Origin of the sequence: Pseudomonas sp. N40(2020), assembly GCF_014472415.1 — a bacterium.
Taxonomy (GTDB): domain Bacteria; phylum Pseudomonadota; class Gammaproteobacteria; order Pseudomonadales; family Pseudomonadaceae; genus Aquipseudomonas.
In genome coordinates this window covers 74,515-98,250 of record NZ_JACSZV010000012.1, presented here as the reverse complement: position 1 = coordinate 98,250, position 23,736 = coordinate 74,515, and the positions used below count along the sequence as shown (strand labels likewise).

Genomic DNA, 23,736 nt, shown 5'->3' with positions numbered 1-23,736 from the left:
GCGTCAGTCTTGCGGCTCTGCGGTTAGCTTTCTATTCGATCCGCAGAGGCCGTTTGCTCAGGTGAAGCAGATCAGTGGAACTGTTCTTCTTCGGTCGAACCGGTCAGTGCGGTTACCGAGGACGAGCCACCCTGAATCACGGTGGTCATGTCATCGAAGTAGCCGGTGCCCACTTCCTGCTGGTGAGCCACGAAGGTGTAACCCTTGGAGGCGTCAGCGAATTCCTGCTCTTGCAGCTTCACGTAGGCAGTCATGTCGTTACGGGCGTAGTCGTGCGCCAGGTTGAACATGCTGTGCCACATGTTGTGAATGCCGGCCAAGGTGATGAACTGGTGCTTGTAGCCCATGGCGGACAGTTCGCGCTGGAACTTGGCGATGGTCGCGTCGTCCAGGTTTTTCTTCCAGTTGAAGGAAGGCGAGCAGTTGTACGACAGCAGTTGGTCCGGGTATTCCTTCTTGATCGCTTCAGCGAAGCGACGAGCCTCGTCCAGATCCGGCTTGGCGGTTTCGCACCAGATCAGGTCGGCGTACGGCGCGTATGCCAGGCCACGGGCGATCGCTTGATCCAGACCGGCACGTACCTTGTAGAAACCTTCCTGGGTGCGCTCGCCAGTCACGAACGGCTGGTCGTACGGGTCGCAGTCGGAAGTCAGCAGGTCAGCAGCGTTAGCGTCGGTACGGGCCAGAATGATGGTCGGAGTACCGGCAACGTCAGCTGCCAGACGCGCTGCGGTCAGCTTCTGTACGGCTTCCTGGGTTGGCACCAGAACCTTGCCGCCCATGTGGCCGCATTTCTTCACGGAAGCCAGTTGGTCTTCGAAGTGAACGCCGGCGGCGCCTGCTTCGATCATGCTCTTCATCAGCTCGTAAGCATTCAGTACGCCGCCGAAACCGGCTTCAGCGTCAGCCACGATCGGCGCGAAGTAGTCGATGTAGCCATCGTCGCCCGGGTTCTTGCCGGCTTTCCACTGGATCTGGTCAGCGCGACGGAACGAGTTGTTGATGCGCTTGACCACGGTTGGCACCGAGTCCACCGGGTACAGCGACTGGTCCGGGTACATCGATTCGGCGGAGTTGTTGTCCGCAGCTACCTGCCAGCCCGACAGGTAGATTGCCTGGATACCGGCTTTGACTTGCTGAACAGCCTGGCCGCCGGTCAGGGCGCCCATGCAGTTGACGAAATCTTTCTCTGGGCGGAAGGACGGCTTGGCACCCTGGGTTACCAGGTTCCACAGCTTCTCGGCGCCCATTTTCGCAAAGGTGTGCTCAGGTTGAACCGAGCCACGCAGACGGACGACGTCAGCAGCGGAATAAGTGCGAGTCACGCCTTTCCAGCGCGGGTTTTCAGCCCAGTCTTTTTCAAGGGCTGCAATTTGCTGTTCGCGTGTCAGTGCCATGGAGATAAACCTCGTCGCGTCTTTTATGAAAAGTTGTTCTGCGGTGGAAAATTCCTGCGCTCGCTGACCAGAAGCTTAGGTGGTCAAGTCGGATTCGGCGGGGTAGGCGACGGGATGAACGATGAGCTCGAGGGGAAGTGAGCAGGTAAAGGCGAAACTGGCGGGCGCATTCGGGCGTCGTGGGCCTTTATACGAACTACAGTGTGATGCCGGGTTACCTAATTACGCTTCCGTCCCTCGGGACAACTTCGTTCCAGTCGGCAACCTCGTCAAACACACCTTGTGGGCGGTACAGACACGAAACGGTTCGCGGGGTAGATGCGAACAGCGCTTCGAAGGCCCTTGCCAGGGCCTCTGATTAGCGGGAGCGAGGCCATCATGCCTTCGCTTTTTTGGCTCGTCAAACGTTTTGTAGTGCTTTTTTTAAAGCACTACATCTTTCGTCTAATACGACTAATCAGTCAGTTTTCGGTGCTTTAGTCCAGGCTGTCGACTTTCACCCGCAGGGTCATGTCATCCCGGCCTTGAGTCGAGTAGCTGCGGGCCAGGCCCTGTTTGTCAGCCTGAGTCTGGCGATTGACGCCGGCTAGAGTGATCCACTCGCCGAGGCGCCCGCTGACGGTTGTGTCGGTGCTTTGCACGTTCACTACATCGGGACGTTCCTGGCTCATGCGGTCACGGTTGGTACTGATTGCCAGATGAACGATGTCGCCGGTGACGCTCGCGGTGACGTAAAAACCCTGAGTGACGTTGCGGTATTGGGTTTGGCTGCTGTAATCGCCGTAGGAGTTGGTCTGACTGTTGGTGATCGGCACGCTCTGGCCGACCTGGATCAGCGCCGGAGCGCCTTCGCTGGCCTGTACTTGCTGAATGCCGCCGTCACGGCTGGCGGTGCTGCGGCTGATGATGCGGGTCTGCGCACCGTTGACTGAATAACCTTCGTCGCCACGGCCATTGTTTTCGTTGGTGTCGACGGTAATCAGCAGGCGTTTCGGCGCGGTGTCGAGTTGGATCAGCAACGCCTTGAGTTCCTGAATCTTGTCCGGCTCCGCCTTGACGATCAGTTGGTTGCCATAGGCGCTGACCTGGCCATCCTTACCGAGGAAATCCTGCGCCATCGGCAGCATGTCGGTGCTGGTGCGGTACTTGAGGGGGACGATTTCTGTGGCTGCCATCACCGAAAAACTGCAGCCGAGCAGCAGGGTGGTGAGCAGGGTGCGTAGGGACATGTCCGTTATCTCCGCTTTCGAAAGGCTTGATATTGCCAGTTTGTCGGCCCGGGGTGGGGCAAGTTGAATCGTAGACAGCAAAACGCCCCGACATCAGAAAATGGCGGGGCGTGATCGTTCCCACGCTCCGCGTGGGAATGCAGCCAGTGACGCTCTGCGTCACATGCCGCAAGGGACACGGAGCGTCCCGAGAGGCATTCCCACGCAGAGCGTGGGAACGATCAGGTCAGGGGTCATGCCGAATGGCGAACCATATCGACATGCGGAATCCCTGCTTCCAGGAACTCCTCACTGACCAGGCTGAAACCCAGGCGCTCGTAGAACGCCGTGGCTTGCACCTGAGCGCTGAGCATTTGCTGCTTCAGTCCGCGCTCTTCTGCTTCAGCAATGACCGCTTGCATCAGCGCGTCGCCGACCTTCATGCCGCGCCAGTCTTTCAGCACGGAAACCCGGCCAATGTGCCCATCGGGCAACAGACGCGCAGTGCCGATCGGAAAGTCGCCCTCAAATGCCAGGAAATGCACAGCGGTCGCGTCATCGGCGTCCCATTCCAGCTCGGGTGGCACCGATTGTTCGGCGATGAACACCGTTTCACGAATGCGCCGGATCTCGGCGATGTCCTTCTGCCAGTCTGCGACACGTACGCGAATTTTATTCATCAGCGAACCCCAGGCTGCCTTGCTTGACCAGTTCGCACAGCAGGCCGCGACCGTCTTCGTCGTTCAGCCACTCGCCAAGGTTGTCGGTGTGCAAGGCGTCGGCGGCGCAGATCAGCTTCAGCAGCTCGCGCAGTTTGCCCGGCAGATAACGGCTCTGGCCGCTGGCGAACAGCAGCAGATCGTCATCGACTTCCGACCAGGCCAGGCGCGCGCTCGGGTTGCGGATCAGCACGGCGCCATCTTGCAGAGCACTGAGGAAGTCTTCTTCTTCGACTTCTTCCGGGCCGGCTACCAGTTCCGGGTAGCGTGGCTCGGTCATGTACTGGCCGAACCAGGTCAGCAGCAGACGCTCGTCGCTCATGTGTTCGGCGAGCAGGCTTTTCAGGCGATCCAGCGCATCGTGCTGAATCTGATGCGGATCGGCCGCTGGCTGCGCGTCGGCGTCGGTGTAGCGCTCTTCGTCGGTCAGGAACTGGCTGAGGAAGTCGGTGAAGTGGGTCAGCACTTCAGACGCGCTCGGGGCGCGGAAGCCTACCGAGTAGGTCATGCAGTTATCCACGGCGACGCCGCAGTGGGCCAGACGCGGTGGCAGGTAAAGCATGTCACCTGGTTCCAGAACCCACTCTTCGGTTTCGTGGAATTCGGCGAGGATGCGCAGATCGGCGTGTTGCAGCAGCGGGCTCTCGGAGTCGCACATCTGGCCGATTTTCCAGTTGCGCTTGCCGTGACCTTGCAGCAGGAACACGTCGTAGTTGTCGAAGTGCGGGCCGACGCTGCCACCTGGGGCTGCGAAGCTGATCATCACGTCGTCGACGCGCCAGCTCGGCAGGAAACGGAAGTTTTCCAGCAGTTCGCTGACTTCCGGTACGAATTGATCGACTGCCTGAACCAGCAGAGTCCACTCTTTTTCCGGCAGCTTGCTGAATTCGTCTTCAGCGAACGGGCCGCGTCGCAGTTCCCATGGGCGCTCGCCATGCTCGATGACCAGGCGCGATTCGACTTCTTCTTCCAGGGCCAGGCCGGCCAGTTCGTCGGCGTCGATCGGGCTTTCGAAGTCAGGAATCGCCTGGCGGATCAGCAGTGGCTTTTTCTGCCAGTAGTCGCGCAGGAATTCGCGCGCCGTGATGCCGCCCAGAAGTTGAAGAGGAATATCGGAATTCATATGTAACCTATTGAAAAAAAGCACTTTTCAGACGGGAATAAAAACGCCCGGCGCGGCCGGGCGTCTCAAACGGTTCAAGCGGTCGATCAGATGCGTTTGGCTTGCGCTACAGCGTTGCCGATGTAGTTGGCCGGGGTCAGCTGTTTCAGCTCGGCTTTCGCTGCGGCTGGCATGTCCAGGCCGTCGATGAAAGTCTGCAACGCTTCAGGGCTGATGCCCTTGCCGCGGGTCAGTTCTTTCAGCTTTTCGTACGGGTTTTCGATGTTGTAGCGACGCATCACGGTCTGGATCGGCTCAGCCAAGACTTCCCAGCAAGCGTCGAGGTCAGCGGCAATCTTCTGCTCGTTGAGCTCCAGTTTGCTGATGCCTTTGAGGCTGGCTTCGTAAGCGATCACGCTGTGGGCGAAGCCGACACCGAGGTTGCGCAGTACGGTGGAGTCGGTCAGGTCGCGCTGCCAGCGGGAGATCGGCAGTTTGCTCGCCAGGTGCTGGAACAGCGCGTTGGCGATGCCCAGGTTGCCTTCGGAGTTTTCGAAGTCGATCGGGTTGACCTTGTGCGGCATGGTCGACGAACCGATTTCGCCAGCGATGGTGCGCTGCTTGAAATAACCCAGGGAGATGTAGCCCCAGATGTCACGGTCGAAGTCGATCAGGATGGTGTTGAAGCGCGCAATGGCGTCAAACAGCTCGGCGATGTAGTCGTGCGGTTCGATTTGCGTGGTGTACGGGTTGAAGCCCAGACCCAGCTCGTCTTCGATGAAGGCGCGGGCGTTGGCTTCCCAGTCGATTTGCGGGTAGGCCGACAGGTGGGCGTTGTAGTTGCCGACAGCGCCGTTGATCTTGCCCAGCAGCGGTACGGCAGCGACTTGAGCGATCTGACGCTCGAGACGGTAAACCACGTTCGCCAGTTCTTTACCCAGAGTGGTCGGCGAAGCCGGTTGACCGTGGGTACGCGACAGCATCGGCACGTCAGCGAAACGGATGGCCAGTTCGCGGATGGCGTTGGCAGTCTGGCGCATCAGCGGCAGCATCACGTCGTCACGGCCTTCGCGCAGCATCAGGGCGTGGGACAGGTTGTTGATGTCTTCGCTGGTGCAGGCAAAGTGGATGAACTCGCTGACCTTGGCCAGCTCCGGCAGTTTGGCCGCCTGCTCTTTGAGCAGGTATTCGATCGCTTTGACGTCGTGGTTGGTGGTGCGCTCGATCTCTTTGACGCGCTCGGCGTGCTCCAGCGCGAAGTTTTCAGCCAGTTCATTGAGAACGGCGTTGGCCTCGGCGGAGAAGGCTGGCACTTCCGGGATACCGGTATGGGCGGCCAGGCGCTGGAGCCAGCGCACTTCAACCAGAACGCGGGCACGGATCAGGCCGTACTCGCTGAAAATCGGGCGCAAGGCCTGGGTTTTGCCGGCGTAGCGGCCGTCAACAGGGGAAACCGCAGTGAGCGAAGAGAGCTGCATGGGGTGTTCTCGGACAGTCGGGCAACGAAATGGGGCGCGTATCATACATGAAAAAATCCGCCGGTCCGTTGCCAACTGACCGGCGTATTACGCGTTACAGACTACAAAGCTTTTATTGCGCGGCGATTTACTCGCTGCGCATCAACGGGTACAGCTCTTTGAGCAGCTTGCGGCGGCTGACCACCAACTGCCAGCGATGGCCGCCGAGTTGACGCCACAGGCGCGCCGAACGGATGCCGGCGAGCAGCAAGGCGCGGATTTTCGATGCGTTGCTCGGCTGCTGCAGGTTGCGCATGTCGCCATGCACCTGAATCCGCTGGCGCAGAGTGCTCAAAGTGTCCTGATAAAGCGCGCCGCACGCGGCAACCACGTTTTCGTGGGCCGGGCCGAAGTGCTCGACCTGCGACTGGATCTGCGGCAAGCGCTTGCCGATCGTGTCGAGCAGGTCGCCACGTTTGGCCAGTTGGCGCTCAAGACCGAGCATCGACAGGGCATAACGCAGTGGCTCGCGCTGCAAAGTGCTTGGGTCGCGTTCAAGTGCGCCGATCAGCGCCCGGTAACCTTCACGCAGGTTGATATCGTCGCCGCCGTACACGTCCAGCGTGTCTTTCGGGTCGCGCACCAGCAGGCTGCCGAGCATGCAGCTCAGGCCGGCCTCGTTGGTCTGGCCAGTCTTGGCGATCCGGTCAACCAGTACGGCCGCGAGAAACACGCCGCCCAGCGCCGTCAGTTGCTCCTGAGTCGGGCTCATGCCTGACCGCTCCACGGCTCGGCGACTTCGATCACACCGCCACCGAGGCAGACTTCACCGTCATAGAACACCACCGACTGGCCCGGCGTGACCGCGCGCTGCGGCTCGTCAAATACGGCGCGGTAACCGCTTGCGGTTTTTTCCAGAGTGCAGGCCTGATCGCTTTGGCGATAGCGCACTTTGGCGGTCAAGCGCAGCGGCTGGCTCAGGTCGATCGGGTTGACCCAATAGATTTCCGAAGCGAGCAGGGCGCTGGAGAACAGCCATGGATGGTTGTTGCCCTGGCCGACGATCAGTTCATTGTTGTCCAGATCCTTGCGCAGCACGTACCACGGCTCGTCGCCGGCATCCTTCAAGCCGCCGATGCCCAGGCCCTGACGCTGACCGATGGTGTGATACATCAAGCCGTGGTGACGGCCGATGACTTCGCCTTCGGTGGTCTTGATCTCGCCCGGTTGTGCCGGCAGGTATTGCTTGAGGAAGTCACTGAAGCGACGCTCGCCGATGAAGCAGATTCCGGTGGAATCCTTCTTCTTGGCGGTGGCCAGCTCGTACTTCTCGGCAATTGCGCGCACTTCCGGTTTTTCCAGTTCGCCGACCGGGAACAGCGTCTTGGCGATCTGTTCGCCGCCGACGGCGTGCAGGAAGTAGCTTTGATCCTTGTTCGGATCGAGGCCTTTGAGCAGTTCGGTGCGGCCATCGATGTCGCGGCGGCGCACGTAGTGGCCGGTGGCGATCAGGTCGGCGCCGAGCATCATGGCGTAGTCGAGGAACGCCTTGAACTTGATTTCGCGGTTACACAGGATGTCCGGGTTCGGCGTGCGCCCGGCCTTGTATTCGGCCAGGAAGTGCTCGAACACGTTGTCCCAGTACTCGGCGGCAAAGTTGGCGGTGTGCAGCTTGATGCCGATCTTGTCGCACACGGCCTGGGCATCCGCCAGATCGTCCATGGCGGTGCAGTATTCCGTTCCGTCGTCTTCTTCCCAGTTCTTCATGAACAGGCCTTCCACTTCATAGCCCTGCTCGATCAGCAGGAGAGCGGAAACGGAAGAGTCCACGCCGCCGGACATGCCGACAATGACGCGCTTCTTGGATGTGTCAGAAGGGGCTGGATCACGCATAGGGATTCAATGAGTGTCTTGAAAAAGGACGCGATTCTATCAGGCTCACGGCCTCAAGGCTAAAGAGAAGGGCGGATCAGTTCGAGGCCGAAGTGATGGCCGGCCAGGTAATCATCGATGCAGCGGATGATCAGCTCACTGCGCCAGTTGTCGCGCTGCTCGATTAATTCGTCGCGAGTCAGCCACTTGGCGCCGAGGATGCCGTCGTCGAGTTGGTAGTCCGGATGGTGTTTTATGGTCTTGGCGGAGAAGCAAACACGTTGATAAGTCACGCCGTTGCTTGGCGCGGTATACAGGTAAATGCCGATCACGCCGGTTGGTTCGACGTCCCAGCCGGTTTCTTCGAGGGTTTCGCGCACGGCGGCTTCGATCAGGGTTTCATCCGGGTCCAGGTGGCCGGCGGGCTGGTTGAGCACGTTACGGCCGGCCTTGTGCTCTTCGACCATCAGGAAGCGGTCGTTGTCTTCGACGATGGTGGCGACGGTGATGTGGGGGAGCCAGTCCATAGGGATTCCTCTGTCTTCTGTCTATCTTTGCCTGAAAACACAAACCCCGGCACCAGGCCGGGGTTTGTGATGTTCCCTTTACAACCTTAAACCAGCGCAGCAATCGCCGCGTTGAGGGTTGCGCTTGGGCGCATGGCTTTGCTGATCAGTTCGGCATTGGCGTGGTAGTAACCGCCGATGTCCACTGGCTTGCCCTGAACGGCGTTGAGTTCGGCAACGATGGTTGCTTCGTTCTCGGTCAGAGTCTTGGCCAGAGTCGCGAACTGCGCTTGCAGTGCAGCGTCTTCAGTCTGGGCTGCCAGGGCCTGAGCCCAGTACATCGCCAGGTAGAAGTGGCTGCCGCGGTTGTCGATGTTGCCGACTTTGCGCGATGGCGACTTGTTGTTGTCGAGGAACTGGCCAGTAGCCTGATCCAGAGTCTTGGACAGAACCAGCGCTTTCGGGTTGTTGTAGTTCACACCCAAATGCTCGAGGGATGCCGCCAGAGCCAGGAATTCACCCAGCGAATCCCAGCGCAGGAAGTTCTCTTCGACCAGTTGCTGCACGTGCTTCGGAGCCGAGCCGCCGGCGCCGGTTTCGAACAGGCCGCCACCGTTCATCAGCGGCACGATCGACAGCATCTTGGCGCTGGTGCCCAGTTCCATGATCGGGAACAGGTCGGTCAGATAATCGCGCAGTACGTTACCGGTCACCGAGATGGTGTCCTTGCCTTCGCGAGTGCGCTGCAGGGTGTACTTCATTGCGTCGACCGGCGCCATGATCTGGATGTCCAGACCCGCAGTGTCGTGATCCTTCAGGTAGGCCTGAACTTTCTCGATCACTACGCCGTCGTGAGCGCGCATTGGGTCCAGCCAGAAAATAGCTGGAGTGCTGCTGGCGCGAGCACGATTGACGGCCAGTTTGACCCAGTCCTGGATCGGTGCGTCTTTGGTCTGGCACATGCGGAAGATGTCGCCGGCTTCAACAGCCTGTTCCATCAGCAGGGTGCCTTTGCTGTCGGTCACGCGAACCACGCCGTCAGCCTTGATCTGGAAGGTCTTGTCGTGCGAGCCGTACTCTTCGGCTTTCTTCGCCATCAGGCCAACGTTTGGCACGCTGCCCATGGTGGTCGGATCGAATGCGCCATTGGCTTTGCAATCTTCGATCACGGCCTGGTAGATGGTTGCGTAGCAACGATCCGGGATCACAGCCTTGGTGTCGTGCAACTGACCGTCGGTGCCCCACATCTTGCCGGAGTCACGGATCATCGCTGGCATCGAGGCGTCGACGATAACGTCGCTCGGCACGTGCAGGTTGGTGATGCCTTTGTCGGAGTTGACCATCGCCAACGACGGACGGGCGGCGTAGACCGCTGCCATGTCAGCTTCGATCTGTGCCTGTTGCTCGGCCGGCAGGGCCTTGATGCGAGCGTACAGATCGCCGATGCCGTTGTTCAGGTTGAAGCCGATCTGGGCCAGCACGTCAGCGTGCTTGGCCAGTGCGTCTTTATAGAACTCGGCAACGATCTGGCCGAACATGATCGGGTCGGAGACCTTCATCATGGTCGCTTTCAGGTGAACCGACAGCAGCACGCCTTGAGCCTTGGCGCTTTCGATTTCAGCAGCGATGAACGCGCGCAGGGCGTTTTTGCTCATCACGGCGCAATCGAGGATCTCGCCAGCCTGAACGGTGGTTTTTTCTTTCAGGACGGTAGCGGTGCCGTCTTTGGCGATCAGTTCGATCTTCACAGCGTCAGCGGCGTCGATCAGGGCAGCTTTTTCGCTGCCGTAGAAATCGCCGGTGCTCATGTGCGCGACGTGGGACTTGGAGTCTTTGGCCCAGGCGCCCATTTTGTGCGGGTGCTTGCGTGCGTAGTTCTTGACCGACAGCGGAGCGCGACGATCGGAGTTGCCTTCGCGCAGAACCGGGTTCACGGCGCTGCCCTTGACCTTGTCGTAACGCGCCTTGGCGTCTTTGTCGGCGTCGCTGGTCACGGTTTCCGGGTAATCCGGCAGGTTGTAACCCTGAGCTTGCAGCTCTTTGATTGCGGCTTGCAGCTGTGGCACCGAAGCGCTGATGTTCGGCAGCTTGATGATGTTGGCTTCAGGCGTAACGGCCAGGTCGCCCAGTTCGGCGAGGTGGTCGGCTACGGCTTTTTCGCCCAGTTGCTCGGGGAAGCTGGCCAGAATGCGCGCTGCAAGAGAGATATCGCGGGTTTCCACGGCGATATCGGCCGAGGCGGTGTAAGCCTCGATGATCGGCAGCAGGGAATAGGTGGCGAGGGCTGGGGCTTCGTCGGTGAAGGTATAGATGATCTTCGAGCGGGTGGGCATATTCGGATTAACTCTCTCTTCTTTGCTAAAGCGTGCGCAGAAACTCGAGGGGCGCCGGGTAAGCGCGTTCGTTCAAAGTCATCCATGAACCGAATGTCGAGATTCTTCGCGGTGATGTTGGGTGCATCAGTAGAGCGTCAAGCGGTCGGGCTGCGGTAACAGCTCAACCAATCAGGCGGAAAGTCTCGTTCTAGAGAGGCCAGCCGTCGTGACCCTTTGGTCAGCGGGCGGCATTATACATAGGTAGCTGGCAATCTGCCGATGGTTCATATGCAACGATTCTCGTCCATTGGTCTAAAGGTCGCAGGGCAAGGTGAGGCGTAGAGTCGCCGCGAATGCTTGAGTTTGGCGCTTTTCCCTTTGCTTTCAGGCTTGTACGAAACCAGATGTGCTCGCGCCGTGAACAGAGGGTTTGCGTGTTGATTTAACTGGGTTACGCTCGAACCAAGCCAGATGTTCAATCCAAACAATGGAGTTCAGCATGGGTTACAAGAAGATTCAGGTTCCAGCCGTCGGCGACAAAATCTCCGTCAATGCAGACCATTCTCTCAATGTTCCTGATAACCCGATCATTCCCTTCATCGAAGGTGACGGCATTGGTGTCGACATCAGTCCGGTGATGATCAAGGTTGTCGATGCTGCAGTTCAAAAGGCATACGGCGGTAAGCGCAAGATTTCCTGGATGGAAGTCTATGCCGGGGAAAAAGCCACTCAGGTTTACGATCAGGACACCTGGCTGCCTCAGGAAACGCTGGACGCAGTCAAGGATTACGTGGTTTCCATCAAAGGCCCTCTGACCACTCCGGTGGGTGGGGGGATTCGCTCGCTGAACGTGGCCCTGCGTCAGCAACTCGACCTGTACGTCTGCCTGCGCCCGGTGCGCTGGTTCGAAGGTGTGCCTAGCCCGGTGAAAAAGCCTGGCGACGTCGACATGACCATCTTCCGCGAAAACTCCGAGGACATTTACGCCGGTATCGAGTGGAAGGCCGGTTCGCCGGAAGCCACCAAGGTCATCAAATTCCTTAAAGAAGAAATGGGTGTCACCAAGATCCGTTTCGACGAAAACTGCGGCATCGGCGTCAAGCCGGTTTCTTTAGAGGGCACCAAGCGTCTGGCGCGCAAGGCTCTGCAATATGTGGTCGATAACGATCGCGACTCGCTGACCATCGTGCACAAAGGCAACATCATGAAGTTCACCGAAGGTGCCTTCAAGGAATGGGCCTACGAAGTGGCGGCCGAAGAGTTCGGCGCGACCCTGCTCGACGGTGGCCCTTGGATGCAGTTCAAGAATCCGAAAACCGGCAAGAACGTTGTCGTCAAGGATGCCATCGCCGACGCCATGCTCCAGCAGATCCTGCTGCGCCCGGCCGAATACGATGTGATCGCGACCCTCAACCTCAACGGCGACTACCTCTCCGACGCCCTGGCGGCAGAAGTGGGCGGTATCGGTATTGCGCCGGGCGCCAACCTGTCCGACACCGTGGCGATGTTCGAAGCGACCCACGGCACTGCGCCGAAGTATGCCGGCAAGGATCAGGTCAACCCGGGCTCATTGATTTTGTCAGCGGAAATGATGCTGCGGCACATGGGCTGGGTCGAAGCGGCGGATCTGATCATCAAGGGCACCAACGGCGCCATCAGTGCCAAAACCGTGACCTATGACTTCGAACGTCTGATGGATGGTGCCAAGCTGGTTTCGTCTTCTGGCTTCGGTGATGCGCTGATTTCGCACATGTAATAAAAACAGTTGTAACGAAGCCGCCCGGCTCGAGTGATCGAGTCGGGCGGCTTTTTTATGGCGGGCGGTTTTGTTGCGTCAGCTGGTGACTGATTGCTGCTGAGCGGTGGCCGGAGCGGCTTCTTTCACGGCCTCGGTGGCTTTAATATTGTGCGCATGCAGGCCTTTGGGGCCTTGCACAATATCAAAACTCACGGCTTGCCCGGCCTTGAGGGTTCTATATCCGTCCATCTGGATGGCGGAGTAATGCGCAAAGAAATCAATCTCTTTGCCGTCCTCATCTCGACCTTCGTGGGTGTCGGTATTAATGAAACCGAACCCCTTGGCATTGTTGAACCATTTCACCTTGCCGACAGCCATGCTCAAATCCCTCTGCAACAGACTCCATCGCTGGAGTATCATCCAAGTCATCCGCAATCTAATCCGTTAAAAGGATTGACTCCGCGGATCTTTTTTACCCACTGTGGGCTCTATTGGTTGTAACACCGTTTTCCCGATAGTCAAGGTGACCGGGCAGTCGGAGTTGAAAACGTGTGCTGCCGCCCCCACCACTGTATTTGCACAACTGACGAACCTTTCTTTCCATGCATGCAATCAGCCAGATTCGACTAACATTCAATCAGGATCGCCCGCTTCTCCAAAAGGATCTTCCAGAGGAGCACGACGACGATTCGGCAGGCGTTGCTGTTCAGGAAGCAAAGCCTGCGTTACAGGCGCCGCCGATGTACAAGGTGGTTTTGTTCAACGATGACTACACACCGATGGATTTCGTCGTCGAAGTGCTCGAGGTGTTTTTTAACCTGAATCGCGAGCTGGCGACCAAGGTCATGCTGGCCGTCCACACAGAAGGGCGGGCAGTATGTGGAGTGTTTACCCGCGACATCGCCGAGACAAAGGCCATGCAGGTCAACCAGTACGCCAGGGAAAGCCAGCATCCGCTACTCTGTGAAATCGAGAAGGACGGTTAATCGCCGACCACTTGGGTATGAGGTGAAGCTATGTTAAACCGCGAGCTCGAAGTCACCCTCAATCTAGCCTTCAAGGAGGCTCGTTCGAAACGTCATGAATTCATGACCGTCGAACACCTGCTGCTGGCCCTATTGGACAATGAGGCTGCCGCCACCGTTTTGCGTGCCTGCGGCGCAAACCTCGACAAACTCAAGCACGACCTGCAGGAGTTCATCGACTCCACCACGCCTTTGATCCCCGTTCATGACGAAGATCGCGAAACCCAGCCAACCCTGGGCTTCCAGCGTGTACTGCAACGTGCTGTTTTCCACGTACAGAGCTCGGGCAAGCGTGAAGTGACTGGCGCCAATGTGCTGGTTGCAATCTTCAGTGAGCAAGAGAGTCAGGCAGTGTTTCTGCTGAAACAGCAGAGCGTTGCGCGCATTGATGTCGTCAACTACATCGCTCATGGAATTTCCAAAGTGCCGGGGCATGGCGATCACTCTGAAGGTGAACAAGATATGCAGGACGATGAGGGCGGTGAGTCTTCTTCTTCAGGCAATCCTCTGGATGCTTATGCCAGCAACCTCAACGAACTCGCGCGCCAGGGTCGTATTGATCCGCTGGTCGGCCGCGAATCGGAAGTCGAGCGTGTCGCGCAGATTCTCGCGCGTCGGCGCAAAAACAATCCGCTGCTGGTCGGCGAGGCAGGCGTAGGTAAAACCGCGATTGCCGAAGGCCTGGCCAAGCGCATTGTCGACAACCAGGTGCCTGATCTGCTGGCCAACAGCGTTGTCTACTCGCTCGATCTCGGTGCTCTGCTCGCAGGCACCAAATATCGTGGTGATTTCGAGAAGCGCTTCAAGGCGCTGCTCAATGAACTGAAAAAACGTCCGCAGGCGATCCTGTTCATTGACGAGATCCACACCATCATTGGTGCGGGTGCTGCGTCCGGCGGCGTGATGGATGCTTCGAACCTGCTCAAGCCGCTGCTGTCGTCTGGCGACATTCGTTGCATCGGCTCGACCACGTTCCAGGAATTCCGTGGCATCTTCGAGAAGGATCGAGCCCTGGCGCGTCGCTTCCAGAAGGTCGATGTCGTCGAGCCGTCGGTGGAAGACACCATCGGTATCCTGCGCGGTCTGAAAGGGCGTTTCGAAGCGCACCACAACATCGAATACAGTGATGAGTCGTTGCGCGCTGCCGCTGAACTGGCATCGCGCTACATCAATGACCGGCACATGCCGGACAAGGCCATCGATGTGATCGACGAGGCGGGTGCCTATCAGCGTCTGCAGCCGGTCGAAAAACGCGTGAAGCGCATTGAAGTGCCACAGGTTGAAGACATTGTGGCGAAGATCGCGCGGATTCCTCCGAAGCACGTGACCAGTTCCGACAAGGAACTGCTGCGTAACCTGGAGCGTGACCTGAAACTGACGGTGTTTGGTCAGGACGCGGCGATCGATTCGCTGTCTACCGCGATCAAGCTGTCCCGTGCCGGCCTCAAGTCGCCTGACAAGCCAGTTGGTTCGTTCCTGTTCGCCGGACCGACCGGTGTCGGTAAAACCGAAGCCGCGCGCCAATTGGCCAAGGCGTTGGGGATCGAGCTGGTTCGCTTCGACATGTCCGAGTACATGGAGCGTCACACTGTATCGCGTCTGATCGGTGCGCCTCCGGGGTACGTCGGGTTTGATCAGGGCGGTCTGTTGACCGAAGCGATCACCAAGCAGCCGCACTGCGTATTGCTGCTCGATGAAATCGAGAAGGCGCACCCGGAAGTCTTCAACCTGCTGCTGCAGGTGATGGACCACGGTACGCTCACCGACAACAACGGTCGCAAGGCGGACTTCCGCAATGTGATCGTGATCATGACCACCAACGCCGGTGCCGAAACGGCAGCACGCGCTTCGATCGGTTTCACCCATCAGGACCACTCGTCTGATGCGATGGAAGTGATCAAGAAGAGCTTCACGCCGGAATTCCGCAACCGTCTGGACACCATTATCCAGTTTGGTCGCCTCAGTCATGAGGTCATCAAAAGTGTGGTGGACAAGTTCCTTACCGAGCTTCAGGCGCAGCTGGAAGACAAGCGGGTACTCCTGGAAGTCACCGATGCGGCGCGTAGCTGGCTGGCGGCGGGTGGTTATGATGCGGCAATGGGCGCTCGTCCGATGGCGCGTCTGATTCAGGACAAGATCAAGCGTCCGCTGGCGGAGGAGATTCTGTTTGGCGAGCTGGCCGAGCATGGCGGTGTGGTTCACATCGACATCAAGGACGGGGAGTTGACGTTCGACTTCGAGACTACTGCTGAAATGGCCTGACGGCTGGTTGTAAGTAAAAGGCGCCCTCGGGCGCCTTTTTGTTGTCTGGTGTTTTTGGGGTATATCCGTTGCTGCGGTAACGGCTTCTTAGGGTTCCGCCCTTACGGCGGGTCACTTTGGCAAACGCCCCAAAGTAACCAAAGGTCTTTACCCTGACGTACGGCCCTCGCTTAGGCTCGGGTTCCTTCGCTGCGGGATTGATCCGGGGGCATCGCCTCCGGTTTGCTTCGCTGCACCTCCTTTCGATGTGTTTGGCTTCGCCAAACGGTCGCTGCGCTCCCACCCCCGGATCAATCCCTCCACTCAGCCTGCCGACGTCGCCCGTGGATCAAGATCAAGATCTGCAGCCTAGCTAACGCTCATCCTGTTGAGTGGTGAGGAGCACAGTGTGGTCGGCTTTGGATTTTGTGGTGGATTTGCCCCTCACCCCAGCCCTCTCCCGGAAGGAGAGGGGGCCGATTTGTGTGCTTTTCAAAGCCTGAGTTCAACTCGGTATCGCACGTCGATGTATGTCAGCCAAACAACTCGGTCAGTTCCCTCTCCCTCCGGGAGAGGGCTAGGGTGAGGGACTTTTGATCTGGCTTTTGATCTTTTGCCCCTTCGGAAGGCCGAGCGAAGGTGTTCATCCGGGGGTTAGGCGCGTAGCGCCGTGCAGCGAAGCCGCACACATCGAGAGGAGGTGCAGCGAAGCAAACCGTAGGCGATGCCCCCGGATGGACACCGTAGCGAGGGAACACTGAGCCTCAGCGAAGTGCCGTACGCCGGGGCAAAAGCCTTTTGGTTCCTTTTTGGCGTTTGAAAAAGGGACTCGCTGTAAGAGCGAAACCGCCAGCGGCAGCACCCGCAGCAACGGATATGCCCCCCCAAAAAAAAACGAAAACCCTAAACCGCAGACAAACAAAAACGCCCGGCAAAGCCGGGCGTTTTGTATTGACTTGATTAACGAGCGCGGTAAGTAATGCGCCCTTTGCTCAAGTCATAGGGCGTCAGCTCGACGCGCACTTTGTCACCGGTAAGAATACGAATGTAGTTCTTGCGCATCTTGCCGGAAATATGCGCGGTTACGACGTGCCCATTTTCCAACTCCACACGAAACATGGTGTTGGGCAGGGTGTCGACGACAGTGCCTTCCATTTCGAAGCTGTCTTCTTTCGACATGCAGTAAAGCCCTCGGTATCCAATGAATGGCCCGGTGCAACTGCGCCAGGCAAAAGCGGCGTGCATTGTGCCCGAAAAATGGGGTTTACGCCAAGGGGTTTAGGGTTTGGGTTTAGTTCAGGATCACCCAGCGCTGATTAATCAGCAGTTCGATGGGGCGATATTGCGTCTTGTAGTTCATCTTTTTGCAGTTCTTGATCCAGTAACCCAGGTAAACCGCCTCAAGCCCGAGGCGCTGGCTCTCGGCAATTTGCCAAAGAATGGCAAAGCGTCCCAGGCTACGGCGTTCTTCGGCCGGTTCGTAAAACGTGTAGACCGCCGACAAGCCGTTAGGCAGTAAATCGGTCACCGCTACGGCCAGCAACCGTCCGTCGAGACGGAACTCGTAGAAACGGGAGAAGGGCAGGTCGCGTACCAGAAAAGTCGAAAATTGATCACGGCTCGGCGGGTACATGTCGCCGTCGGCGTGGCGCTGTTCGATATAGCGCTGGTACAGATCGAAATATTCTTCACTGAACTGGGGTTTCGCCGGGCGGACCTGCAAATCGGTGTTGCGCCTGAAAATGCGCTTCTGCTGGCGATTGGGAATGAACTGCGACACCGGAATGCGCGCAGGCACGCACGCATTGCAGTTCTGGCAATGAGGCCGATACAGATGGTCGCCGCTGCGACGAAAGCCCATTTCCGACAGGTCTGCGTAGACATGCACATCCATGGGCTGGCTCGGGTCGAGAAACAGGGTCGTGGCCTGCTCCTCGGGCAGATAACTGCAAGAGTGAGGTTGAGTGGCATAGAACTTCAAGCGCGCCAACTCGGTCATGATCAACCCTCGGGATAAGCTGGTGAATTAAGTGTAAGCCACGCGCGCAAAAGTCGCTCAGCAAACCCAAGTGGCACGACTGGGTTGATCCAGGTGTCGGGCCAGATAGTCGGCGAACTCGAGGCGGGGAATCGCCCGGGCGCCGAGACTGTGCAGATGATCGGTCGGCATCTGGCAATCAATCAGCACGAAGCCCGAGTCTTGCAGGTGTCGCACCAGCGTGGCAAAGCCGTATTTGGAGGCATTGTCGGCACGGCTGAACATCGACTCACCGAAAAATAACTGCCCCATCGCCAGCCCGTACAGGCCGCCGACCAGTTCGCCCTCATCCCAGACTTCCACAGAATGGGCGAAGCCGCGCCGGTGCAACTCTACGTAAGCATCCTGCATGGCTTCAGTGATCCAGGTGCCGTCGGCGTAATCCCGTGGCGCGGCGCAGGCGCGGATCACTGCGTCGAAGTCCTGATCGAAGGTTACTTGGTAGCGTTGCTGGCGCAGCAATTTGCCCAGGCTGCGCGAAACATGCAGTTCGTCGGGAAACAGTACGGTGCGTGGGTCAGGCGACCACCACAGAATCGGCTGGCCTTCGGAAAACCAGGGGAAGCAGCCATGGCGATAAGCCTGAATCAGGCGATCGGCGGACAAGTCGCCGCCGGCGGCGAGCAATCCATTGGGGTCGCGCATGGCCTTTTCCAGCGGCGGAAAAGTCAGGGAGTTGCGTTGTAACCAAGTCAGCATGGCATCCAGGCTTGCGGAAGGGGAGGGCGGTGCGGGCTGTTCGGCCCGCGCTAAAGTGTGCCGTTAAATGACACGAATGTCGTGCCGATCCTGCTTGACGCAGGCAGGGCTGCAACTTGGTGAGCTTGTTGCGGTCGTAAGCGAGCGCTGCGGGCTGGCTTGCAACCGGCCTGGCAATGCTTCGCTACGTTCATCAAATACACCTCATAAGCCTTTGTCACAAAAGGTAATGCATGCTCAAATTGCCGCACAGGTTTTGTACGCTTGGCTATGCTCAACACTGGGCTTTGAAGCATGGCATCAGACGCACAAACCCGTACAATGCCGGGCTGTTACAGAATATTCGCTGCGCGCCGTGTTTGTAGCTGTATTTATAAAATCGGCAGCACAGTGTTAAAAGTAGTCTCTGTTGTGCCCTTCAACTTTTTTACCTGCCTGGATTGGGCAGTTTTTTATCGTCATTCAATAGATGGACGCGCCTCGGGCGCAGGAAAAGTAGCGTTTTGAAGAAATCCACCGAAGCACCAAAAACAGTCGTTCCGCTCTGGCGGCAGCAGTTGCACTACCGACTCAAGGAAGGTGCATTGATCGCCATCGGCGCCTTGTGCCTGTTCCTGATGATGGCCTTGCTGACCTACGGCAAGGACGACCCGGGCTGGAGCCACAACAGCAAGATCGACGACGTGCAGAATTTCGGCGGCCCGGCGGGCTCCTACAGCGCCGACATTTTGTTCATGGTGCTCGGCTATTTCGCCTATATCTTCCCGTTGCTGCTGGCGATCAAGGCATACCAGATCTTCCGCCAACGCCACGAACCGTGGCAGTGGAGCGGCTGGCTGTTTTCCTGGCGCCTGATCGGTCTGGTGTTTTTGGTGCTGTCTGGCGCTGCGCTGGCGCATATTCATTTTCACGCCGCCACCGGTCTGCCGGCCGGCGCGGGTGGTGCGTTGGGCGAAAGTCTTGGCGATCTGGCCAAAAACGCGCTGAACATTCAGGGCAGCACATTGCTGTTCATTGCGCTGTTCCTGTTCGGCCTGACCGTATTCACCGATCTGTCGTGGTTCAAGGTGATGGACATCACCGGCAAGATCACCCTCGATCTGTTCGAACTGTTCCAGGGCGCGCTCAACCGCTGGTGGTCAGCGCGTACCGAACGCAAGCAACTGGTGGCGCAACTGCGTGAAGTCGATGACCGCGTGCACGATGTGGTCGCACCGACTGTCACCGACAAGCGCGAGCAGGCCAAGGTCAAGGAGCGCCTGATCGAACGTGAGCAGGCCCTGAGCAAGCACATGTCCGACCGCGAGAAGCAGGTGCCGCCGGTTATTGCACCGGCTCCCGTCAAGGCGCCGGAGCCGAGCAAGCGCGTACAGAAAGAGAAGCAGGCACCGCTGTTCGTCGACAGCGCTGTGGAAGGTACCTTGCCACCGATCTCGATCCTCGATCCTGCGGAAAAGAAACAACTCAATTACTCGCCGGAGTCTCTGGCTGCGGTCGGCCACTTGCTGGAGATCAAGCTCAAGGAGTTCGGTGTCGAGGTCACGGTGGATTCGATTCACCCGGGCCCGGTGATTACCCGTTACGAAATCCAGCCTGCCGCCGGCGTAAAAGTCAGTCGCATTTCCAACCTCGCGAAGGACCTCGCGCGCTCCCTGGCCGTGACCAGTGTGCGTGTGGTCGAGGTGATTCCGGGCAAGACCACGGTCGGTATCGAGATCCCGAACGAAGACCGGCAGATCGTGCGTTTCTCCGAAGTGCTGTCGACCCCCGAGTACGACAACTTCAAGTCGCCGGTCACTTTGGCTTTGGGCCACGACATCGGCGGCAAACCGGTTATTACCGATCTGGCGAAGATGCCGCACTTGCTGGTGGCGGGTACGACCGGTTCCGGTAAGTCGGTGGGCGTGAACGCGATGATCCTGTCGATCCTGTTCAAGTCCGGCCCGGAAGACGCCAAGCTGATCATGATCGACCCGAAAATGTTGGAGCTGTCGATCTACGAAGGCATTCCGCACCTGCTGTGCCCGGTGGTGACCGACATGAAGGACGCCGCCAACGCCCTGCGCTGGAGCGTCGCCGAGATGGAGCGTCGCTACAAGCTGATGGCGAAGATGGGCGTGCGTAACCTGTCCGGCTTCAACGCCAAGGTCAAGGAAGCCCAGGACGCCGGCGAGCCATTGAGCGATCCGCTGTACAAACGCGAAAGCATTCACGACGAAGCGCCGCTGTTGCAGAAGCTGCCGACCATCGTCGTGGTCGTCGACGAATTCGCCGACATGATGATGATCGTCGGCAAGAAGGTTGAAGAACTGATCGCCCGTATCGCACAGAAGGCGCGGGCGGCGGGTATTCACTTGATCCTTGCGACCCAGCGGCCATCGGTGGACGTGATCACCGGTCTGATCAAGGCCAACATTCCGACCCGAATGGCGTTCCAGGTGTCGAGCAAGATCGACTCGCGGACCATTATCGACCAGGGTGGCGCCGAACAATTGCTCGGCCACGGTGACATGCTCTACATGCCACCGGGCACCAGCCTGCCGATCCGGGTTCACGGCGCGTTCGTTTCCGACGAAGAAGTTCACCGTGTAGTCGAGGCTTGGAAACTGCGCGGCGCACCGGAATACAACGATGACATTCTTAACGGTGTCGAAGAGGCCGGCAGCGGCTTTGAAGGCAGCAGCGGTGGTGGCGACGGCGATGATCCTGAAGCCGATGCGCTGTATGACGAAGCCGTGCAGTTTGTACTGGAAAGCCGTAGGGCTTCGATCTCCGCGGTGCAGCGCAAGCTGAAGATCGGCTACAACCGTGCCGCACGGATGATCGAAGCCATGGAAATGGCTGGCGTCGTCACATCAATGAACACCAACGGTTCGCGTGAAGTCCTGGCTCCCGGCCCGGTACGCGACTGACCCCAAAAGCAACAGGCGGGACAATGATGTGCCGCCGCTTTCCCACGAGTATTCAAGAGGACTCCCATGCGTCTTATCCGCATGCTGCTGCCAGTACTTGCTTTGACCACACTCACGGCCCACGCCGATGACAAGGACGTGGCTCGTCTGACCCAATTGCTTGAAACATCCAAGACCCTGAGCGCGAACTTCTCGCAGCTGACCCTCGACGGCAGCGGTACTCAGTTGCAGGAAACCACTGGCGACATGACCTTGCAGCGTCCGGGCCTGTTCTACTGGCACACCAATGCGCCGGCCGAGCAGACCATGGTCTCCGATGGCAAGAAAGTCACCCTGTGGGACCCGGATCTGGAACAGGCAACCATCAAGAAGCTCGACGAGCGTCTGACCCAGACCCCGGCGCTGCTGCTGTCCGGTGATGTGTCGAAGATCAGCCAGAGCTTCGACATCAGCGCGAAAGAGGCGGGCGGCGTGATCGACTTCACCCTCAAGCCGAAAACCAAGGATACCCTGTTCGACAACCTGCGCCTGTCGTTCCGCAACGGTCTGCTCAATGACATGCAACTGATCGACAGCGTCGGTCAGCGCACCAACATCCTGTTCACCGGGGTGAAGGCCAACGAGCCGGTTCCAGCGTCGAAGTTCAAGTTCGATATCCCGAAGGGCGCTGACGTTATCCAGGAATAACGCATAGGCTCTGTGATGGGGCTTTTGTGGTGAGGGGATAAATCCCCTCACCACAGGTTTTCCTACATGTCTGAAAAATCGTAATAACCGAGGTTTCAACGGTACGTGATGGATCTGTTTCGCAGTGCACCGATTGCCCAGCCGCTGGCCGCGCGTTTGCGTGCGACCAATCTGGATGAGTACGTCGGTCAGGAGCACGTGCTCGCTCGCGGCAAGCCCCTGCGTGAGGCGCTGGAGCAGGGTGCCCTGCATTCGATGATCTTCTGGGGCCCGCCGGGCGTGGGCAAGACCACGTTGGCGCGGTTGTTGGCAGAAGTCTCGGATGCACACTTCGAAACGGTCTCGGCGGTCCTCGCCGGGGTCAAAGAGATCCGTCAGGCCGTTGAAATCGCCAAGCAGCAGGCCGGCCAGTACGGCAAGCGCACCATTTTGTTCGTCGATGAAGTGCACCGTTTCAACAAATCCCAGCAGGACGCGTTCCTGCCCTACGTTGAAGACGGCACGCTGATCTTCATCGGCGCGACCACCGAAAACCCTTCGTTCGAACTGAACAACGCTTTGTTGTCGCGAGCCCGTGTCTATGTGCTGAAAAGCCTCGACGAAGCGGCGTTACGCAAACTGGTGCATCGCGCGCTGACCGAAGAGCGCGGCCTGGGCAAGCGCAACCTGAGGTTGAACGACGAAGGCTTTCAGATGCTGCTGTCCGCCGCCGATGGCGATGGTCGGCGCTTGCTCAATCTGCTGGAGAACGCCTCGGACCTGGCCGAAGACGATAGCGAGATCGGTACCGAGCTTCTGCAAAGTCTGCTCGGCGACACCCGTCGGCGTTTCGACAAGGGCGGCGAAGCGTTCTATGACCAGATTTCCGCTTTGCACAAATCGGTGCGCGGCTCCAATCCTGACGGCGCGCTGTACTGGTTCGCGCGGATGATCGATGGTGGTTGCGATCCGCTGTACCTGGCCCGGCGCGTAGTGCGCATGGCCAGCGAAGACATCGGCAACGCCGACCCGCGTGCGCTGAGCCTGTGTCTGGCAGCGTGGGAAGTGCAGGAGCGCCTCGGCAGCCCGGAAGGCGAGTTGGCCGTGGCGCAGGCCATCACGTATCTGGCCTGCGCGCCAAAAAGCAATGCGGTGTACATGGGGTTCAAGACTGCATTGCGCGCCGCCGCAGAAAATGGCTCGCTGGAAGTCCCGCTGCACCTGCGCAACGCGCCGACCAAACTGATGAAACAACTGGGTTACGGCGACGAATACCGTTATGCCCACGATGAGCCGGATGCTTATGCTGCCGGCGAAGACTATTTCCCGGAAGAGCTCGAGCCGATTCCGTTCTATCAACCAGTGCCGCGCGGCCTGGAATTGAAGATCGGCGAGAAACTCAACCACCTCGCCCAACTTGACCGTTTAAGCCCTCGGCAGCGGAGAAAATAGTGATTCCATTGATCGTTGCGGTCTCCGTCGGCGGGATCGCCGGCACCTTGTTGCGCTTCGCCACCGGCAATTGGGTCAACGCCAATTGGCCTCGGCACTTCTATACGGCGACGCTGGCCGTTAATATCGTGGGCTGTCTGTTGATTGGCGTGTTGTACGGCCTGTTTTTGATACGCCCGGAAGTACCGATCGAGGTGCGTGCCGGGTTGATGGTCGGCTTCCTCGGGGGGCTGACGACTTTTTCATCCTTTTCACTGGATACGGTGCGCCTGCTGGAAAGCGGGCAAGTGTTACTGGCCCTGGGCTATGCGGCACTCAGCGTATTCGGCGGGCTGCTCGCGACGTGGGCTGGCCTGTCCTTGACCAAACTTTGATAACGAGAAACCGAC

20 protein-coding genes are annotated in these 23,736 nt (G+C 58.6%); 7 read left to right on the top strand and 13 right to left on the bottom strand.

Features of this window, described 5'->3' with window-relative positions:
• Positions 1–71: 71 nt before the first annotated feature.
• From aceA to IAI51_RS10770, 9 genes are all read right to left on the bottom strand, one after another.
• Positions 72–1,397 carry an isocitrate lyase gene (gene aceA, locus IAI51_RS10810; protein WP_187678476.1) on the bottom strand — a complete coding sequence of 442 codons (1,326 nt, stop codon included), beginning with the start codon at positions 1,395–1,397 and terminating at the stop codon, positions 72–74.
• Between the two features lie 476 nt (positions 1,398–1,873).
• Positions 1,874–2,626, bottom strand: a complete 753-nt coding sequence (locus IAI51_RS10805) for a secretin N-terminal domain-containing protein (RefSeq protein WP_187678475.1) — start codon at positions 2,624–2,626, stop codon at positions 1,874–1,876.
• Between the two features lie 233 nt (positions 2,627–2,859).
• On the bottom strand, positions 2,860–3,285 hold the full coding sequence (locus IAI51_RS10800) for a GNAT family N-acetyltransferase (RefSeq protein WP_034155132.1): 426 nt from the start codon (positions 3,283–3,285) through the stop codon (positions 2,860–2,862).
• Entirely contained in the window at positions 3,278–4,447 is a 1,170-nt protein-coding gene (locus IAI51_RS10795; RefSeq protein WP_187678474.1) for a cupin domain-containing protein, read from the bottom strand. Before IAI51_RS10795 ends, IAI51_RS10800 begins: the two co-directional genes overlap by 8 nt.
• A gap of 86 nt (positions 4,448–4,533) precedes the next feature.
• Complete coding sequence (gene purB / locus IAI51_RS10790) at positions 4,534–5,904, bottom strand: adenylosuccinate lyase (protein ID WP_187678473.1); 1,371 nt, start codon at positions 5,902–5,904, stop codon at positions 4,534–4,536.
• Between the two features lie 127 nt (positions 5,905–6,031).
• On the bottom strand, positions 6,032–6,655 hold the full coding sequence (gene hflD / locus IAI51_RS10785; RefSeq protein ID WP_187678472.1) for a high frequency lysogenization protein HflD: 624 nt from the start codon (positions 6,653–6,655) through the stop codon (positions 6,032–6,034).
• Complete coding sequence (mnmA, locus tag IAI51_RS10780) at positions 6,652–7,776, bottom strand: tRNA 2-thiouridine(34) synthase MnmA (RefSeq protein ID WP_187678471.1); 1,125 nt, start codon at positions 7,774–7,776, stop codon at positions 6,652–6,654. The genes hflD and mnmA overlap by 4 nt, the downstream gene beginning before the upstream one ends.
• Before the next feature lie 59 nt (positions 7,777–7,835).
• Positions 7,836–8,282 carry an NUDIX hydrolase gene (locus IAI51_RS10775; protein WP_187678470.1) on the bottom strand — a complete coding sequence of 149 codons (447 nt, stop codon included), beginning with the start codon at positions 8,280–8,282 and terminating at the stop codon, positions 7,836–7,838.
• Positions 8,283–8,368: 86 nt separating this feature from the next.
• Positions 8,369–10,594: an NADP-dependent isocitrate dehydrogenase gene (locus IAI51_RS10770; RefSeq protein ID WP_187678469.1), complete on the bottom strand. Its 2,226-nt coding sequence runs from the start codon at positions 10,592–10,594 to the stop codon at positions 8,369–8,371.
• Between the two features lie 481 nt (positions 10,595–11,075).
• On the opposite strand from IAI51_RS10770, the gene icd reads away from it, so the two are divergent.
• Positions 11,076–12,332, top strand: coding sequence for an NADP-dependent isocitrate dehydrogenase (gene icd / locus IAI51_RS10765; RefSeq protein WP_187678468.1), 1,257 nt, complete (start codon positions 11,076–11,078; stop codon positions 12,330–12,332).
• 78 nt (positions 12,333–12,410) lie between these two features.
• Here icd and IAI51_RS10760 read toward each other — a convergent pair whose 3' ends face one another.
• On the bottom strand, positions 12,411–12,692 hold the full coding sequence (locus IAI51_RS10760; RefSeq protein WP_187678467.1) for a cold shock domain-containing protein: 282 nt from the start codon (positions 12,690–12,692) through the stop codon (positions 12,411–12,413).
• Between the two features lie 224 nt (positions 12,693–12,916).
• Here IAI51_RS10760 and clpS point away from each other — a divergent pair, with 224 nt between their 5' ends.
• Together clpS and clpA are read left to right on the top strand one after the other, a co-directional pair.
• Positions 12,917–13,300, top strand: coding sequence for an ATP-dependent Clp protease adapter ClpS (clpS, locus tag IAI51_RS10755; RefSeq protein WP_016987405.1), 384 nt, complete (start codon positions 12,917–12,919; stop codon positions 13,298–13,300).
• Between the two features lie 30 nt (positions 13,301–13,330).
• Entirely contained in the window at positions 13,331–15,601 is a 2,271-nt protein-coding gene (gene clpA, locus IAI51_RS10750) for an ATP-dependent Clp protease ATP-binding subunit ClpA (RefSeq protein ID WP_187678466.1), read from the top strand.
• A gap of 939 nt (positions 15,602–16,540) precedes the next feature.
• On the opposite strand, the gene infA is transcribed toward clpA, so the two are convergent.
• From infA to aat, 3 genes are all read right to left on the bottom strand, one after another.
• Positions 16,541–16,759 carry a translation initiation factor IF-1 gene (infA, locus tag IAI51_RS10745; RefSeq protein ID WP_002553999.1) on the bottom strand — a complete coding sequence of 73 codons (219 nt, stop codon included), beginning with the start codon at positions 16,757–16,759 and terminating at the stop codon, positions 16,541–16,543.
• A 112-nt stretch (positions 16,760–16,871) separates the two neighbouring features.
• Positions 16,872–17,579: an arginyltransferase gene (locus IAI51_RS10740; RefSeq protein ID WP_187678465.1), complete on the bottom strand. Its 708-nt coding sequence runs from the start codon at positions 17,577–17,579 to the stop codon at positions 16,872–16,874.
• A gap of 57 nt (positions 17,580–17,636) precedes the next feature.
• Positions 17,637–18,317 carry a leucyl/phenylalanyl-tRNA--protein transferase gene (gene aat / locus IAI51_RS10735; RefSeq protein ID WP_187678464.1) on the bottom strand — a complete coding sequence of 227 codons (681 nt, stop codon included), beginning with the start codon at positions 18,315–18,317 and terminating at the stop codon, positions 17,637–17,639.
• A 503-nt stretch (positions 18,318–18,820) separates the two neighbouring features.
• Here aat and IAI51_RS10730 point away from each other — a divergent pair.
• The 4 genes from IAI51_RS10730 to crcB all read left to right on the top strand — a co-directional run bounded on the left by IAI51_RS10730 (position 18,821) and on the right by crcB (position 23,721).
• Positions 18,821–21,229, top strand: a complete 2,409-nt coding sequence (locus tag IAI51_RS10730; RefSeq protein WP_187678463.1) for a DNA translocase FtsK — start codon at positions 18,821–18,823, stop codon at positions 21,227–21,229.
• Between the two features lie 66 nt (positions 21,230–21,295).
• On the top strand, positions 21,296–21,916 hold the full coding sequence (gene lolA / locus IAI51_RS10725) for an outer membrane lipoprotein chaperone LolA (RefSeq protein ID WP_008087013.1): 621 nt from the start codon (positions 21,296–21,298) through the stop codon (positions 21,914–21,916).
• A gap of 108 nt (positions 21,917–22,024) precedes the next feature.
• The gene (locus tag IAI51_RS10720) at positions 22,025–23,347 is read left to right on the top strand and encodes a replication-associated recombination protein A (RefSeq protein WP_187678462.1); all 1,323 of its coding nucleotides are present in this window, start codon (positions 22,025–22,027) and stop codon (positions 23,345–23,347) included.
• Positions 23,347–23,721, top strand: coding sequence for a fluoride efflux transporter CrcB (gene crcB, locus IAI51_RS10715; protein WP_187678461.1), 375 nt, complete (start codon positions 23,347–23,349; stop codon positions 23,719–23,721). Before IAI51_RS10720 ends, crcB begins: the two co-directional genes overlap by 1 nt.
• The last annotated feature ends 15 nt before the right edge of the window (positions 23,722–23,736 follow it).

What these genes read in the sequence shown, in the direction of transcription:
- purB (WP_187678473.1), bottom strand. Translation starts at nt 5,904, where the DNA reads ATGCAGCTCTCTTCGCTCACTGCGGTTTCCCCTGTTGACGGCCGCTAC.
- IAI51_RS10770 (WP_187678469.1), bottom strand. Translation starts at nt 10,594, where the DNA reads ATGCCCACCCGCTCGAAGATCATCTATACCTTCACCGACGAAGCCCCA.
- IAI51_RS10805 (WP_187678475.1), bottom strand. Translation starts at nt 2,626, where the DNA reads ATGTCCCTACGCACCCTGCTCACCACCCTGCTGCTCGGCTGCAGTTTT.
- icd (WP_187678468.1), top strand. Translation starts at nt 11,076, where the DNA reads ATGGGTTACAAGAAGATTCAGGTTCCAGCCGTCGGCGACAAAATCTCC.
- clpA (WP_187678466.1), top strand. Translation starts at nt 13,331, where the DNA reads ATGTTAAACCGCGAGCTCGAAGTCACCCTCAATCTAGCCTTCAAGGAG.
- infA (WP_002553999.1), bottom strand. Translation starts at nt 16,759, where the DNA reads ATGTCGAAAGAAGACAGCTTCGAAATGGAAGGCACTGTCGTCGACACC.
- aceA (WP_187678476.1), bottom strand. Translation starts at nt 1,397, where the DNA reads ATGGCACTGACACGCGAACAGCAAATTGCAGCCCTTGAAAAAGACTGG.
- lolA (WP_008087013.1), top strand. Translation starts at nt 21,296, where the DNA reads ATGCGTCTTATCCGCATGCTGCTGCCAGTACTTGCTTTGACCACACTC.
- IAI51_RS10740 (WP_187678465.1), bottom strand. Translation starts at nt 17,579, where the DNA reads ATGACCGAGTTGGCGCGCTTGAAGTTCTATGCCACTCAACCTCACTCT.
- IAI51_RS10760 (WP_187678467.1), bottom strand. Translation starts at nt 12,692, where the DNA reads ATGGCTGTCGGCAAGGTGAAATGGTTCAACAATGCCAAGGGGTTCGGT.
- IAI51_RS10720 (WP_187678462.1), top strand. Translation starts at nt 22,025, where the DNA reads ATGGATCTGTTTCGCAGTGCACCGATTGCCCAGCCGCTGGCCGCGCGT.
- IAI51_RS10800 (WP_034155132.1), bottom strand. Translation starts at nt 3,285, where the DNA reads ATGAATAAAATTCGCGTACGTGTCGCAGACTGGCAGAAGGACATCGCC.
- aat (WP_187678464.1), bottom strand. Translation starts at nt 18,317, where the DNA reads ATGCTGACTTGGTTACAACGCAACTCCCTGACTTTTCCGCCGCTGGAA.
- IAI51_RS10775 (WP_187678470.1), bottom strand. Translation starts at nt 8,282, where the DNA reads ATGGACTGGCTCCCCCACATCACCGTCGCCACCATCGTCGAAGACAAC.
- hflD (WP_187678472.1), bottom strand. Translation starts at nt 6,655, where the DNA reads ATGAGCCCGACTCAGGAGCAACTGACGGCGCTGGGCGGCGTGTTTCTC.
- clpS (WP_016987405.1), top strand. Translation starts at nt 12,917, where the DNA reads ATGCATGCAATCAGCCAGATTCGACTAACATTCAATCAGGATCGCCCG.
- IAI51_RS10795 (WP_187678474.1), bottom strand. Translation starts at nt 4,447, where the DNA reads ATGAATTCCGATATTCCTCTTCAACTTCTGGGCGGCATCACGGCGCGC.
- mnmA (WP_187678471.1), bottom strand. Translation starts at nt 7,776, where the DNA reads ATGCGTGATCCAGCCCCTTCTGACACATCCAAGAAGCGCGTCATTGTC.